Source organism: Leifsonia sp. T36S-04 (assembly GCF_042465655.1).
Lineage (GTDB): Bacteria > Actinomycetota > Actinomycetes > Actinomycetales > Microbacteriaceae > Leifsonia.
Genome location: NZ_CP146286.1, coordinates 2,192,562 through 2,207,270 on the forward strand (window position 1 = coordinate 2,192,562; position 14,709 = coordinate 2,207,270).

A 14,709-nucleotide genomic window follows, 5' to 3' on the forward strand; every position below is an offset into this window, starting at 1 on the left:
GCATCAGCCGCCGTTGCCCTTGCCCTTGCCACCGCCGTTGTCGTTGCCGCCGTTGCCGTTCTTGCCCGTCGGCGACGGCGTCGAACCGCCCTGGTTGCCGCCGGGGCTCGATGTGGCGGGCGCCTTCTGTCCGTTGCTCACCGTGAGCGTGATGGAATCGCCGTCCTCCAGCGTCGCCCCGGCAGCCGGGTCGCTCGCCGCGATCGTCCCTGCGGGCTGGTCGCTGTCGACCGGCGTCGGGTCGATCGTCACGTCCAGCCCCAGGCCGTCGAGCAGCTTCTGGGCCACATCCGGCGCCTTGCCCGTGACATCGGGCATCGTGATCTGGTTGCCGTAGAGCACTGCGCTCGTGGGCTTGGTGAACGCGCTTCCGCCGTACGCCGCATTCAGCGCCTTCAGGATGGGCTTCGCGATCGAGAACTTCACGTTTCCCCCGCCGACGCCCCCGAACGAGAGCGAGCGCAGCGGCGTGGAGCCGGAGACGTTGCCCACCCACGTCGCCGTCGCAACCTTCGACGTGGAGGTGATGAGCCAGTTCTCGAGCGAATTGTCGGTGGTGCCGGTCTTCGCCATGATCGGGACGCCGTCGTACGGGTTGGCGCTCGCGGCCGTTCCGCCGCCCTTGATGACGCCCTGCAGCGCGTACGTCACACCGGCCGCGATGTCGGGCTTGAGCCCCTGCGTGCAGGTGGTCGCGCCGACCTTGTGGTCGGTGCCGTCGGCGTTCACGACCCGGTCGATCGCGATCGGGGTGCACACGGTGCCGTTGTTGGCGATTCCCGCGTAGGCCGTCGCCATGGTCAGCGGCGAGATGTAGTTCACGCCGAGGATCATCGACGGCGTCGAGACCAGCGGGTTGCTCTTCGACGCGGGATGCACGCCCAGCCCCTTGGCCGCGTCCAGGATGGAGCAGAGGTCGACCTTCGTGCCCATCTCGGCGAACGCCGTGTTGACGGATTCCGCCGTCGCCGCCATGACCGACAGCCGGCTCGCGGACCCCTCGTCGTTGGTGACCGGCCACGCGGGTCCGTTGATATCGGCGCAGGAATTGGTGAAGTCGGACGTCGGGAACAGGTGCTGAGACGCGTTGACCGTCTCGTACAGGCTGTGGCCCGACTCCAGCCACGCGGCGAGATCGAACGCCTTGAACGTGGACCCGGTCTGGAAGCCCTGCGAGCCGCCGTAGTCCTCGTCGGTGTTGTAGTTCACCGCGGTCGTTCCGTCGACGGGAGTGTCGGTGTTGTTGAAGGCCCGGTTCTGCACCATCGTGACGATGCGTCCCGTCCCCAGTTCGAGCGCGACGTTGGACGCGCCGAGGTCGATGCCGGGACGCGACCCGGGGATGTACTTGCTCAGCGACGCCTGCGCCACCTGCTGCAGGTCGAGGTTGAGCGTGGTGTAGATCTTCAGGCCGCCGCGGTTGAGCGTCTGGAGGCGGGCATCGGAGGTCGCGCCGTACGCCGGGTCGGTGAGGATCACATCCCGGACGTAGTCGCAGAAGAACGCGGCGTTGACCTTCTGCGCGGCCGCGCATCCCTGGGCCGTCGGCGTGATCGCCGGCTGGATGGGCGTGGCCTTAGCCGCGTCCCGCTGCTGCTTCGTGATCGTGTGCGTGATGTACATGCGATCGAGCACATAGTCGCGCCGCTCCTTGGTGAGCGCGTACCCGTTCGCGGCGCCGTTGTCCTTGTTGTCCGGCTGGTCGATGCGGAGGTTGGCCGGGTTGTTCAGGATGGCCGCCAGCGTCGCCGCCTGCGCCAGGTCGAGCTTCGCGGCCGTCGAGTTGAAGTAGTACTGCGCTGCGGCCTGCACGCCGTACACCTGACCGCCGAAACCGACGACATTGAGGTAGCCGGTCAGGATGTCCTTCTTGCTGTACGCCTTCTCCACCTGGACGGCGTAGCGCATCTCCTGCACCTTGCGCTGCAGCGTGACGCCCGCCGCGTCCGCGTAGCAGGCGTCGACCTTCTTCTGGCTGGTGAGCGCCTCGCACTTCTCGACCTCGACGTTCTTGACGTACTGCTGCGTGATCGAGGAGCCGCCCTGAACGTCGCCGCCGGCCACGGTGGAGACGGCACCGCGGAGCGTGCCCCAGATATCGACTGCGCCCTCGGAGTAGAACCGCGGGTCCTCGGCCGAGACCGTCGCATCCTTCACCGTCTGCGCGATCTGGTCCCAGGACACGTCCTGCCGGTTCTGTGCGAAGAACGTCGCGATCGGGACATCCTGACCGCCCTGCTTGGCGTAGACGGTCGAGTTCTGGGCGAACTGCTGGATGTTGAGGTCGGCGGGGAGCGCGTTGAAGTCGTTGGCCCCGGCGGCAGCAGCAGCACCGGCCCCCAGGAAGCCGGGCAGCACGAGCAGTGAACTGAGCACGGCGGCGACGAGCGCCAGCCCGAGGAACTGTGCGATCAGGCCGCCGCGCGTGCGGGCGGGCTTCAGCTCGAAACGCTTGACAGGCTCCAGCCGCTCATCGAGAGCGGCCAGGCGCGAAGGAGTGCGGGGTCGATCGGTGGCGGACACGCCCTCCAGGCAACCAGGACTTTCTGGGCGACTCCAGGGGGTTGCGTGTGCGTCGCTATGGAGACGTTCAGGATGCGCACATTGCGTGGGCATCCATGGGACGCAACACGCCGTTATGGCGCGGCGATAACGGCGTGTTGCGTCCCCTGGATGCGCGAAAGGCGCCGGCCCTGGAGAGGGCCGGCGCCTTGTGGGGTGGACGCGGCGGGTTACGCCGCGAGCGGGAGCGCTGCGGTGGCTGCGGTGACCCGCAGCTCGCCGGCGTCGGCGTCCACGATCACGCGGCCGCCCTCGGCGAGCTCGCCGCTCACCATGAGTTCGGCGATGCGGTCGTCGACCTCGCGCTGGATGACACGGCGGAGCGGGCGTGCTCCGTACTCCGGCTCGTAGCCGGCGTCCGCGACCCAGGCGACCGCCGCATCCGTCGCCTCGAAGGCGATGTCACGCGCGGCCAGCCGGGAGGAGGTCGCGTTCAACAGGAGACGCACGATGTCGCGCAGCTGCTCGGCGTCCAGCTTGCGGAACAGCACGATCTCGTCGATCCGGTTCAGGAACTCGGGGCGCATCGCCTCGCGCAGCTTCCCCATGACCCGGTCGCGGATGTCCTTCTCGGACGAGAAGCCGTCCGAGCCGGCCGGCACGAAGCCGAGCGCACCGGAACGCGAGGCCAGGAACTCCGAACCGAGGTTCGAGGTCATGATGACCACCGTGTTGCGGAAGTCGACCGTGCGGCCCTGGCCGTCGGTCAGGCGACCGTCGTCGAGCACCTGCAGCAGCAGGTTGAACACGTCCGGGTGCGCCTTCTCGATCTCATCGAACAGCACCACCGAGTACGGGTTGCGGCGCACGCGCTCGGTCAGCTGACCGGCCTCGTCGTAGCCGACGTATCCGGGAGGGGCGCCGACCAGGCGGGCGACGGTGTGGCGCTCGCCGAACTCGCTCATGTCGAAGCGCAGCATGGCCTTCTCGCTGCCGAACAGCGACGCCGCGAGCGACTTCGCCAGCTCGGTCTTCCCCACGCCCGTCGGGCCGAGGAACAGGAAGCTGCCGACCGGACGGTTCTCGTCGCCGAGACCCGTGCGGTTCCGCCGGACGGCCTTCGCGACCGACACGACCGCGTCGTGCTGGCCGATCACGCGCTCGTGCAGCTCCGACTCGAGCCGCGCCAGGCGCTCACGGTCGGCCTCGCCGACGCGGGACACCGGGATGCCCGTCGAACGCGACACGATGGACGCGATCTCCGGCTCGCCGACCACGGCGTCCACCCGGGGAGCGGACGCGAGCTCGTCCAGCGAGCGCTGCACGGACTCGATCTCGTCGCGCAGGCGCGACGCGTCCTCGTAGTGCTCGCCCGCGACCGCGGAGTTCTTCTCGGACTCCAGGGTGGCCAGGCGCTCCATGAGGGCGGACGTGTCCACGCGCTTGCCGAGGGACAGGCGCAGGCGCGCGCCGGCCTGGTCGATCAGGTCGATGGCCTTGTCGGGCAGGAAGCGGTCGGAGATGTAGCGGTCGGAGAGCTCGACCGCGGCGCGGATCGCGTCCTCGGTGTAGCGCACGCCGTGGTGCTCCTCGTAGGCAGGACGGAGCCCGTCCAGGATGAGCACCGCGTCGTCCACCGACGGCTCGCCGACGGTCACCGGCTGGAAGCGGCGCTCCAGCGCGGGGTCCTTCTCGATCCGGCGGTACTCCTTGAGGGTGGTCGCGCCGACCAGGTGCAGGTCGCCCCGGGCGAGGCGCGGCTTGAGGATGTTGCCCGCGTCCATTCCGCCGGACTCGCCGGAGCCTCCGGCGCCGACGACCGTGTGCAGCTCGTCGATGAAGACGATCAGCTCCTCGGTGCCCGCGCTGATCTCATCCATGAGGGTGGTGAGGCGCTCTTCGAAGTCACCGCGGTACCGGGTGCCCGCGACCATGGCTGCGAGGTCGAGCGAGACGACCCGCTTCTCCTGCAGCTGCTCGGGGACGTCGCCCGCGACGATCGCACGGGCGAGGCCCTCGACGATCGCGGTCTTGCCGACGCCCGCCTCACCCACCAGCACCGGGTTGTTCTTGGTGCGGCGCGAGAGGATCTCGACGGTCTGCTCGATCTCGTCGAGCCGGCCGATGACGGGGTCCAGCTTGCCGTCGCGCGCGAGGGCGGTCAGGTCGGTGCCGAACTGGTCGAGCATGGGGGTCGTGGATGCGCCGTCGGCCGACGCGGCATCGCCCGGGTTGCCCGCATCCACCGTCGCCCGGTCGCCCAGCGCGTCGCTCAGCGCCTCGGGAGTCACGCCCGCGGCCTGCAGGACGCGGCCCGCGGGGGCGTCGCGGCCGATGACGAGCGCGAAGAAGACGTGCTCGGGGTCGATGTACGTCGAACCGGACGCCTGGGCGACCTGGTACGCGTGGAAGAGCGCGCGCTGCAGCGCACCGGTGATGGACGCGCCGTCGGCGCGGATCACGTCGCTGGAGGCGGGCAGGCGCGACTCGGCGGCCTGCGCGACCCGCGACGGGTCGACGCCGATGCGGCGCATGGCGTCCGCGGCCGGCTCCTGCTCGGCCATCACGCGAAGGACGTGCAGGGCGTCCAGCTCGCTGTGGCCGTGCTCCAGGGCGAAGCGTCCCGCCTCGGCGAGGATCTCCTGGGTGCGGCGGCTGAGGAAGCGGCTGATGTCGATCGAGCGGGCGTTGCGCGCGCGCTCGCCCGCGAGGTAGCGCGCAAGGAACTCGTCGAACGAGTTGTTGCCGTCACCGTCGGGAGTGAAGTTCTCAGGCACGTATTCTCCTGTTTCTGAAAGTTGAGCCTTATGCACTCAAGTCCAACGCAGGAGAGGGAAGGATATTCCCGGCGGCGGTTACCGGACCGTATCGAAGGAGAATCGCCTCCATATCTCCTTCGATTGGCAGTCTCGAAGGAGATTCGACCGGTGGCCGGCCGAATCTCCTTCGATAGCCGGCGGATCTCCGACCGAAGCGCGGCGGCTACTCCCCCGCGTCCAGGGCGTCGAGCGCGGCCACATCCTCGGGCGACAGCTCGAAGTCGACGTCCGCGTTCTCGCGGATCCGCTCGGGGGTGGTCGACTTCGGGAGCGGCAGGATGTCCTTCTGCAGCAGGTACCGGATGCTGACCTGCGCGACCGACTTGCCGTACTTCGCGGCGATCTCGGCGATGTCCTGGTTCTCCAGCAGGCGGCCGGTCGCGAGCGGCGAGTACCCCTCTACGAGGATGTCGCGCTCCTGGCAGAACGCGGTCGTCTCCGGCTGGGTGTTCCCGACGAACCAGCGGATCTGGTTCGCGTGCGGAAACACCTCCGTCGCGTCGATCAGCGACTCCAGGTCGGCGACGGTGAAGTTGCTGACACCGATCGAGCGTGTACGCCCGGCCTCGTACAGCTCCTCGAAGACCTTCCACACCTCGATGTTGCCTGCGCGGTGGTCGCTGCCGATCGCGTTCCACGGCCACGGCGCGTGGATGAGGTAGAGGTCGATCGCGCCGAGCCCCAGCAGCTCGGTGGAGCGCTCGAACGCGTGACGTGCGCCGTCCGCATCCTTCACTTCGGCGGGGCACTTGGTGGTGATGAAGATCTCGTCGCGCGGGATGCCACTGTCGCGCACCGCGCGTCCGACGCTCGCCTCGTTGCCGTAGGCGCGGGCTGTGTCGATGTGGCGGTAGCCGGCGTCGAGGGCCGTGCGCACGGAGTCGTAGGTCTCCGAGCCGTCGGGGATCTGCCACGTCCCGAATCCGATCTTGGGGATGGCGACGCCGTTGGAGAGCGTGAAGGTGTCGGTGAGTGCGGGCATGGAGGTTCCTCTCGAAAGGATGCGGTGCCGCACATGGTAGCCCCGCCGCGCGGATCAGTTCACCGGCTCGGGACTCCGGTTCCGCAGGTGCTCGTACACGACCGAGGTGCGGACGTCGGCGATCTCGCGCCGCTGCGTGAGCCGGTCGATCACGAAGGCGTAGAGGCTCTCGTTGTCGGCGACGGCCACGTGGATGATGAAGTCCTCGTTCCCGCTCGTCACGAAGACGCCGAGCGTCTCGGGCAGCGCCGCCACCCAGTCCCGGAAGCCTTCGATGACCGGACGCGACGGCGGCCGGATGCGCACCGCGATGAGCGCCTGCACCGGGCGCCCGATGGCGCCGAGGTCGATCTCGAGTTCGGCGCCCCGGATGATGCCCCGCCGCCGCAGGGCGCGTGTGCGCTCGAGCGCGGTGCTGGGTGAGACGCCGACGGCGGCGGCGATGTCCCGGTTGCTGCGCCGTGCATCCGACTGGAGTTCGCGGAGAATCGCGCGGTCGAGTTCGTCCATAGTGCGCAGAATAGCCGATCTGCCGAACGAAGTTCGATGTTGAAGCGACCGTTCGGTGACTTGTGTACATTCATGCCGTCTGCACCGAACGAGAGGATCACTCGATGACCAGCACCGTCGGCTTCCTGCCGCATGAAGTGGACACGGCCGCCCCCACCCGGTCGGCGCGGCTGAAATGGGTGGTCGTCGTGGACGAGTCGCTTCCGGCCGGGATCGCGGCCAACGCCGCCATCTGCGCGGCCGCGGCCACCGCAACGCAGGTCGGAGGACTGCTCGGCCCCGCAGCAGTGGACGCCGACGGAAGCACGCATCCGGGCCTCCCCTGGGCGGGATGCTCCGTGCTGCGGGCGCCGGGCGAGCAGCTCGCCGTCATCCGGGCGAAGGCCGACGCCTCAGCGGACGTCTTCGTCGCCGACATGCCTGCGGCCGCTCAGCTGACGCGCGTCTACGACGAGTACCGGGAGACCGTCGAGGGCGCTGCCTCCGACGCGCTGCCCTATTACGCGGTCAGCATCGTCGGCCCGCGCAACCGCGTCGACCGCATCGCCGGAAAGCTCGCACTGCTCTGACCCGATGTCGGACCCCTGCGCTACCGTCGGCGCATGGAGATCGTGCTCGTTCCCGGATTCTGGCTCGGCGCCGACGCGTGGCAGGAGGTGACGCCCGTCATCGAGCGATCAGGGCACCACGCGCATCCGCTCACCCTGCCCGGGCTTGACGCGCGGGCGACCGACCGCGGTGCCATCTCGGTGGCCGATCAGGTGGATGCGATCGTCCGCACAGTCGACGAGATCGGCGATCACGATGCACGGGATGTGGTGCTGGTCGGCCACTCGGGCGGCGGACCCCTCGCCTACGCGGCGACCGGCCTGCGTCCGGAGCGGATCGCGCGGACGGTCTACGTCGACTCCTGGCCGCTCGGCCCCGGCGGCATCATCGCCTCCGATCTGACCCCGGCCGACGGGGAGATCGAGCTCCTCGACTGGGAGGACTTCGAAGACGCCGACCTGATCGACCTCACCGACGAGCAGCGCGACGCGTTCCGGCGCGCCGCCGTCCCCGAGCCGGGAGCCATTCCGACCACACCGATCGAGCTCACCGACGACCTGCGCCGGAGAGCGGTGCCTGCGACGATCGTCGCCTGCGAGTTCACACCGGCCGACCTCCGGTCGTGGGTCGACAGCGGCTCACCCGTGCTCGCGGAGGTGGGCCGGCTGGAGAGCCTGGAGGTGGTGGAGCTGCCGACAGGACACTGGCCGATGTTCACCCGTCCCGCCGAGCTGGGCGCGTTGTTGGTGGAGGCCGCCGAGCACTGACCCCGCAGTGCCCGTACTCGAGGTCTTCAGTGCTGCAGCGCGCTCTTCAGCAGGATGACGACGATCCCGAACGAGCCCGTCACGACAGCGCCGACCAGGCACACCAGTACGGGACGCCCGCGCGTGTGGAAGACGGAGTAGCCCAGCAGCGCCAGCATGAGGACGGCGAGCCACAGCGCCAGAGCGACGCCGAAATCGGCCGGCAGTATCCCGAGCGCGGCGAGCAGCAGGGGCACGCTGGGGACGATCGCCGCCTCCAGCATCCCGCCCGACTCGCCGAGCGCGAAGCGGAGCGAGTCGCGCACGCGGGCCCCCACCCGGCCGGCGTCCCCATGGAAGCCGAGGGCCGTCGAGTACACGTGCGCGAGCCAGAACACCAGGATGCTGACCACGCTGAAGACGAGCAGGCGCACGGCCGACTCCTGATCGTCGTGAGCGCCGGAGGCCGCCGCCACGACGCTCGCGTAGACGATCGTCCCGTAGATCGCCGCCGGCGAGCCCCAGTGCCGCCACAGCCCGCGCTGGACGGGCGAGTCGCGGCCGACGGGAGGGCTCCCCGACTCGTTGAGCTCCATCAGAAGCGGGCCCGCCGGCCCGCCAGAGCGGCATCCAGGTCGATGGCCGCCCGGATCAGCGCCAGGTGCGTGAACGCCTGCGGGAAGTTCCCCAATTGCAGACCGGACGGGTCGATCTCCTCCGCGTACAGACCGAGGTGGTTGCCGTACGTCAGCATCTTCTCGAACGCGTACTCCGCCTCCTCCAGCCGTCCGGCGTCGGTCAGCGCCATCACGTAGAAGAAGGAGCACAACGAGAAGGTGCCCTCCTCGCCGGGCAGCCCGTCGGGCGACGCGGCGGGGTTGTAGCGGTACACCAGGCTGTCCGTGACGAGCTCCTCGCCGATCGCATCCAGGGTCGACAGCCACATCGGGTCTTGCGGCGCGATCATCCCCACTCGCGGCATCAGCAAGGTGATCGCGTCCACCACATCCGTGCCCGGGTACTGCGTGAAGGCCTTCCGCTCGGGGTTCCAGCACTTCGTGAACACCTGCTCGTAGATGGCGTCGCGCTCCTTCGTCCACCGTTCGAGCGGCGCAGGCAGCCCGCGCTCCCTGGCGATGCGGAGGCCCCTGTCGAAGGCGACCCAGCACATGATGCGGCCGTACGTGAAGTCCTTCCGCCCGCCCCGCGTCTCCCAGACCCCTTCATCCGGCTGGTCCCAGTTGTCGGCCAGCCAGTCGAGGATGCCACGGAGCTTCGCCCACCCCGGATTGCCGATCGGCCGGAACTGCTCGCCGGCGGCGAGCGCCTGCATCGCCTCCCCGTAGATGTCGAGCTGGAGCTGATCCGCCGCACCGTTGCCGATGTGGACCGGGCGGGAGCCCGCGTAGCCCTCGAAGTGGTCGAGGACGATCTCCTCCAGGTCGGAGGAGCCGTCGATCCGGTACATGATCTTCAGCGGCCCGGACGACTCCCCCACCTGCTCCAGCACCCGGTCGCCGACCCACAGCTCGAACGCTATGGCCTCGTCCGTGTAGCCGAGCGCGATCAGTGAGAAGACGGAGAACGAGGCGTCGCGGATCCACGTGTAGCGGTAATCCCAGTTCCGGACGCCGCCCAGCTGCTCCGGCAGAGCGGCCGTCGGGGCGGCCACGAGCGCGCCGGTGGGCGCGTACTGGAGGAGCTTGAGCACCATGGCGGACCGGTCGACGGCTTCGCGCCAACGTCCGGAGTAGGTGCTGCGGGACAGCCAATTGCGCCAGAACGCGACGGTGTCGCGGAACAGCCGGGAGCCTCGTGCCTGCCCGAGGCCCCGAGGATCGCCCGTCGGTTCGGTCTCGAACGACACGAGCCGGCGCTGGCCCGCTGAGAGCGTGACGGTCGTGTCGACGTCCTGCCCGTCGAGAACGTCCGTTCCGGCACCGTGGAGCGCCGCACGGTTCTCTCCGTCGTCGAACAGCACGCCGTGGCCGGTCTCCGTCGCGGTGTGCGCCCTGCGGCCGTAGTCGAAGCGGGGCCGGCACTCCAGCCGGAAGGTGAGTTCGCCGCGCACCACCCGGATGACGCGCACGATGGTCCTGCTCGCCGTCGGGACGGTCGGCTCGTCCGCCACCGGCATGAAGTCGATCACTTCGCCGACGCCGTCCACCGACATGAACCGGGTGATCAGCACTGCCGTATGGGGGAAGTACATCTGCTTGACCCGCATCCCGTCGCCCAGCGCGTGGATGCGGAAGTAGCCGCCCTTCTCACGGTCGAGCAGGGACGCGAACAGAGAGGGGGAATCGAATCTCGGCGCGCAGAACCAGTCGATGCTGCCCTCGGTGGAGACCAGCGCGACGGTCTGAAGGTCGCCGATCATGCCGTGATCGTCGATCTCGGGGAAGGGGGGACTCTCACGCGATTCTCCGGCCATGCCCGCCCCTTTCGCCTGCTGCCCGACTGCTGCCGCGCCGCTGCCACCCCTGCTCGCGCGCATGCTATCCCGGCGGCCGTCCGGGCGGGAAGAGGGCGGGCGGAGCACTGAGGTCTAGCCGGAGGAGCGGGAGCGGAGGCATCATTCAGCCGACACGAAGGGGGCCCCGATGGCCGGCGATGCGAAGGTTTCCGGTGGAGGCGATCCCGGTCCGGCGGCGGGGGTCCGGCGGAGGAGCACCGCGCGCATCGGAGCGCGGGCCGCAGCGCTCGACCTCGAGGGCGCGGCGATCGTGGTCGGCGCGGCGGCGCTGGTCGTCGCGGCGATCGTGTCCCTGCCGTTCTTCTGGGGCCGGTCGCTCCCCATCGCCGGTCCGGGTTCGGTCTCGCAGTTCACCGCCTTGACGGCGGGGGTACTCGCGGTGGCCGCGTACGTCGTCGGCCGGTTGTGGCACCGCGAACGGCTCAGTCCGTTCGGCGGGACACCCGACCGGCAGCCGGGCAGTGCGCGCGAGAAGTCCCCGGCCATATCGGTGTTCGACACGGCGGTGATCGCCGTCGCGCACGGGATGATCGCGCTGTTCGGGTGGCTGCTCCTCGGAGCGGTGCTCGCCGACGGTTTCGCGGGCGCGACCGTGTACGCCGTGTCGGCGACCGCACTGGCGGGGGCGGCGGCCGGAGTGACGGCCTACGCGGTGTTCCTGTCGGCGATCCGGATGGATCTGATGCGGCTGTCGACGGTGCTGGCCGTCTTCGCCGTCGTCGGAATCCTGGTCGCGACGTTGAGCGCCCCCGACCCGCACTGGTGGCAGTTCCACCTGAGCGCGCTCGGCATGACGAACAGCTTCTCGTCGCTGACCTTCAACCTGACGCTGATCGTGGCGGGTCTGATGATGGCCGCGATCGCGCGGTACGCGACGGACCTCACCGGGCTGGAAGGGCCGCTGCGGTCGGCCACTCTGCGGGTTCGGGTGTGTCTCATCCTGATCGGAGTGCTGCTGGCGGGTGTCGGGCTGTTCCCGCTGGATGTGTCGCAGATCCTGCACAACGTCTCCGCTGTCGGGATGCTCATCGCCTTCGCGCTGCTCGTGTTCTGGGTGCGTCCCGCCCTCCCGCAGGCACCGCCCGCGTTCTTCGTCTTCGGGTACGTTTCGTTCGGGGTGATCGTGGTGGCCGCCGTGTTCTTCGTGACCGGCTACTACGTCCTCACGGCCACCGAGCTGATCGCGGGCGTCATCGTGTTCGCGTGGGTCACGGTCTTCCTCCGTGTGAGCGGGGCGGCCGCCCGCGCCTGACCGCACCGCGGTGCTCCGGCGCTGTGTCGGCGGGGCCCGGTAGCGTCGGCGTATGGAGATCGTCCTCGATCGCGACGAAGCCCGGCGGATCGCCGTCCGCGCGCAACTGCTCGATGCCCGACAGCCGGAGGGTGTGGTCCCGCTCGTCGAGCACCTCACGTTCCTCCAGCTCGACCCGACCGCCGCCATCGCACCGAGCGCCGACCTCATCGCCTACGGCCGGCTGGGACCGTCGTACCGGCCGGAGCAGCTGCAGCGGGCGATCGAGCCTGACAGGACGCTGTACGAGCTCAAGGCGCAGGACGACCCGGTGCAGCCTCCGTTCGCCATGGTCCGCCCCGTCTCCGACCTCGCGCTGAACCTCGACCGCATGCGGTCCGGACCCGTCCACGCGGGCTGGAAGGCGTGGCTCGAGGCGAACCCCCGCTTCCGCGCCGACGTACTCGATCGCCTGCGCGACGCCGGACCGCTGCTGTCGAAGGACATCCCGGACACCGCCCAGGTGCCCTGGCAGTCAACCGGGTGGACGCATGAGAAGAACGTCACCCACATGCTGGAACTGCTCCAGGGCCGAGGCGACGTGGCGGTTTCGGGGCGCATCGGCCGGCAGCGGACGTGGGATCTGGCCGAGCGGGTGTACCCGGCAGGCCTCGAGGTCGTCCCGGAGGCGGAGGCGGCACCGCGGCGGGACGAGCGGCGGCTGCGCGCCCTCGGCATCGCGCGGCCGCAGCTCGTGGGCAGGGCGGGCGTGGCGGCCCGGGTCGACGGCAGCGAGCGGGAGTGGCGGGTCGATCCCGACGCGCTCGGGTTGCCCTTCGCCGGGCGGACGGCGTTGCTGTCGCCGTTCGATCGGCTGATCCACGACCGCGTCCGGACGCAGGAGCTGTTCGGCTTCGAGTACCTGCTGGAGATGTACAAGCCGGCTGCGAAGCGACGCTGGGGCTACTTCGCGCTGCCGATCCTCCACGAGGACCGGCTGGTCGGGAAGCTCGACGCGACCGTCGATCGGAAGGCCGGGGTGCTCCGGGTGGATGCCGTGCACGAGGACCTCCCGCTCGACACGACCACCCGGGATGCCGTCGACAGTGCGATCGTCGACCTGGCCGCCTGGCTGGGAGTTGCTACGCAGCGTCCTTCCCGTGGGGATCGGACGCGTTGAGCACCGCGACCACCTGGTCGTAGTCGCCGCGCGCTTCGCCGTAACGGAGGAATTTCACCCGCTCGACCTGCAGTTCATCGGCGTCCGGGTGGGTCTGGATGAGATCCACCACCTCGGCCACGAACTCGTCGAGGGGCATGGCGAACTCGCTCTCCTCCTGTCCGGGCAGCAGTCCGGTGCGCACGGCCGGCGGCTCCAGTTCGACGATCTTCACCGATGTGTCGGCCAGCTGCAGCCGGAGGCTCTCGCTGAGCATGTGGATGGCGGCCTTGCTCGCGTTGTAACTGGGTGTGGCCTTCAGCGGGGCGAACGCGAGACCGGACGACACGGTGACGATGGTGGAGTCGGGGCGACCCTGCAGGTGCTCCACGAACGCGGCGATGAGACGGATCGGGCCGAGCACGTTGGTCGCGACGACCTGCTCGGCCGAGTCGAGGAAGCCGGCCGGCGTGTGCCAGTCCTCGACCCGCATGATGCCGGCCATGGCGACGAGGACGTTGAGGTCGGGATGCGCGGCGAGCACCTCGGCGGCCGCGTCACGGATGCTCGCGGCGTCTGCAGTGTCGATCCGGACCGTGTCGATCCCGGGGTGCTCGGCGGCGATCCGCTCGAGGAGCTCGGTCCGCCGGCCACCGACGATGACGGTGTTGCCGTGATCGTGCAGCGCGACGGCGAGGGCGAGTCCGATGCCGCTCGTGGCGCCGGGGATGAAGACGGTGTTTCCTGTGATGTCCATGCCTCCACTGTCGAGCGTCCGTGGAGGCGGAGGAAGTGGAGCGGTCATCCAGGGATCCGCGATCCCTGGTCCAGGTGCGCGACGGCGTCCATCATGGAGGTATGGACCGTGCCGCACTCGCCGACTTCCTGCGCCGGCATCGCGAGGCGCTGCGACCCGAGGATGTCGGTCTCCCGCCGGGCGCACGTCGCCGCGCCCCCGGGCTGCGGCGCGAGGAGGTGGCCCTGCTCGCCGCCATGTCGACGGACTACTACACGAGACTGGAGCAGCGTCGGGGCCCGCAGCCGAGCGACCAGATGCTCTCCGCGCTGGCGCGCGCGCTACGGCTGACGGCGGACGAACGGGACTACCTGTACCGGGTCGCCGGTCACAACACGCCCGACCGGCTCTCCGGCGGCGGACACGTCCGGCCCGCGCTGCAGCGCGTCCTGGACCGCCTGGACGACACACCGGCGCTCGTGCTCTCGAACCTCGGCGAGACCCTGATGCAGAACCGGATGGCGGTGGCGCTGCTCGGGGATCGCTCCGGCTACACCGGCCTCGCCCGCAGCGAGATCTACCGCTGGTTCATGGACCCGGAGACGGCGCGAGCCCAGTATCCCGACGCCGATCGCGCGCGTCAGAGCCGGGCGCAGGTCGCCGGGCTCCGGGACGCCTACGGCGCCATGGGCCCGCGGTCGCGCGCCGGTGAACTGGTGCGCGCACTCCTCGCCGAGAGCCCCGAGTTCGCCGAGCTGTGGGAACGGCACGAGGTCGCGCGCCGCTTCGAGGACCACAAGACCCTCCTCCATCCCGAACTGGGTGCCATCGAGCTGGACTGCCAGGTGCTGTTCACCGAGGACCAGTCGCAGTGCCTGCTCGTGCTGACCGCGCCGCCACGCACCGAGGCGGCCGAGAAGCTTGCCCTGCTCTCGGTCCTCGGCACCCAATCCTTCGCCACCACTGCACCGACCGACTGAAGGTCAGTACCCTGTCCGC

The 14,709-nt window shown here is 69.7% G+C and carries 12 protein-coding genes; 5 read left to right on the forward strand and 7 right to left on the reverse strand.

Annotated elements, in window-relative coordinates; translation table 11 throughout:
- Positions 1–3: 3 nt before the first annotated feature.
- From P3F85_RS10700 to P3F85_RS10715, 4 genes are all read right to left on the reverse strand, one after another.
- Complete coding sequence (locus P3F85_RS10700) at positions 4–2,523, reverse strand: transglycosylase domain-containing protein (protein ID WP_374007375.1); 2,520 nt, start codon at positions 2,521–2,523, stop codon at positions 4–6.
- Between the two features lie 209 nt (positions 2,524–2,732).
- Positions 2,733–5,279, reverse strand: a complete 2,547-nt coding sequence (locus P3F85_RS10705) for an ATP-dependent Clp protease ATP-binding subunit (protein WP_374007377.1) — start codon at positions 5,277–5,279, stop codon at positions 2,733–2,735.
- 205 nt (positions 5,280–5,484) lie between these two features.
- Positions 5,485–6,303, reverse strand: coding sequence for an aldo/keto reductase (locus P3F85_RS10710; protein WP_374007379.1), 819 nt, complete (start codon positions 6,301–6,303; stop codon positions 5,485–5,487).
- A 54-nt stretch (positions 6,304–6,357) separates the two neighbouring features.
- Positions 6,358–6,813, reverse strand: coding sequence for an Lrp/AsnC family transcriptional regulator (locus P3F85_RS10715; RefSeq protein WP_374007380.1), 456 nt, complete (start codon positions 6,811–6,813; stop codon positions 6,358–6,360).
- A gap of 104 nt (positions 6,814–6,917) precedes the next feature.
- Here P3F85_RS10715 and P3F85_RS10720 point away from each other — a divergent pair, with 104 nt between their 5' ends.
- The gene (locus tag P3F85_RS10720) at positions 6,918–7,382 is read left to right on the forward strand and encodes a DUF2000 domain-containing protein (RefSeq protein ID WP_374007382.1); all 465 of its coding nucleotides are present in this window, start codon (positions 6,918–6,920) and stop codon (positions 7,380–7,382) included.
- Between the two features lie 33 nt (positions 7,383–7,415).
- Positions 7,416–8,129 carry an alpha/beta fold hydrolase gene (locus P3F85_RS10725; protein WP_374007384.1) on the forward strand — a complete coding sequence of 238 codons (714 nt, stop codon included), beginning with the start codon at positions 7,416–7,418 and terminating at the stop codon, positions 8,127–8,129.
- 26 nt (positions 8,130–8,155) lie between these two features.
- Here the strand turns inward: P3F85_RS10725 and P3F85_RS10730 are convergent, their stop codons facing one another.
- Complete coding sequence (locus P3F85_RS10730) at positions 8,156–8,704, reverse strand: hypothetical protein (protein WP_374007386.1); 549 nt, start codon at positions 8,702–8,704, stop codon at positions 8,156–8,158.
- Positions 8,704–10,542: a glycoside hydrolase family 15 protein gene (locus P3F85_RS10735; RefSeq protein WP_374007387.1), complete on the reverse strand. Its 1,839-nt coding sequence runs from the start codon at positions 10,540–10,542 to the stop codon at positions 8,704–8,706. The genes P3F85_RS10730 and P3F85_RS10735 overlap by 1 nt, the downstream gene beginning before the upstream one ends.
- 169 nt (positions 10,543–10,711) lie before the next feature.
- Between P3F85_RS10735 and P3F85_RS10740 the strand changes: the two genes are divergently transcribed.
- Both P3F85_RS10740 and P3F85_RS10745 read left to right on the forward strand, forming a co-directional pair.
- Positions 10,712–11,836, forward strand: coding sequence for a DUF998 domain-containing protein (locus P3F85_RS10740; RefSeq protein WP_374007388.1), 1,125 nt, complete (start codon positions 10,712–10,714; stop codon positions 11,834–11,836).
- A gap of 52 nt (positions 11,837–11,888) precedes the next feature.
- Positions 11,889–12,995, forward strand: coding sequence for a DNA glycosylase AlkZ-like family protein (locus P3F85_RS10745; protein ID WP_374007390.1), 1,107 nt, complete (start codon positions 11,889–11,891; stop codon positions 12,993–12,995).
- Here the strand turns inward: P3F85_RS10745 and P3F85_RS10750 are convergent.
- A complete protein-coding gene (locus P3F85_RS10750; RefSeq protein WP_374007391.1) occupies positions 12,958–13,731 on the reverse strand; it encodes an SDR family oxidoreductase in 774 nt (257 codons plus the stop codon). The two genes, P3F85_RS10745 and P3F85_RS10750, sit on opposite strands and share 38 nt — an antisense overlap.
- A gap of 101 nt (positions 13,732–13,832) precedes the next feature.
- Between P3F85_RS10750 and P3F85_RS10755 the strand changes: the two genes are divergently transcribed.
- Positions 13,833–14,690 carry a helix-turn-helix transcriptional regulator gene (locus P3F85_RS10755; protein WP_374007393.1) on the forward strand — a complete coding sequence of 286 codons (858 nt, stop codon included), beginning with the start codon at positions 13,833–13,835 and terminating at the stop codon, positions 14,688–14,690.
- The last annotated feature ends 19 nt before the right edge of the window (positions 14,691–14,709 follow it).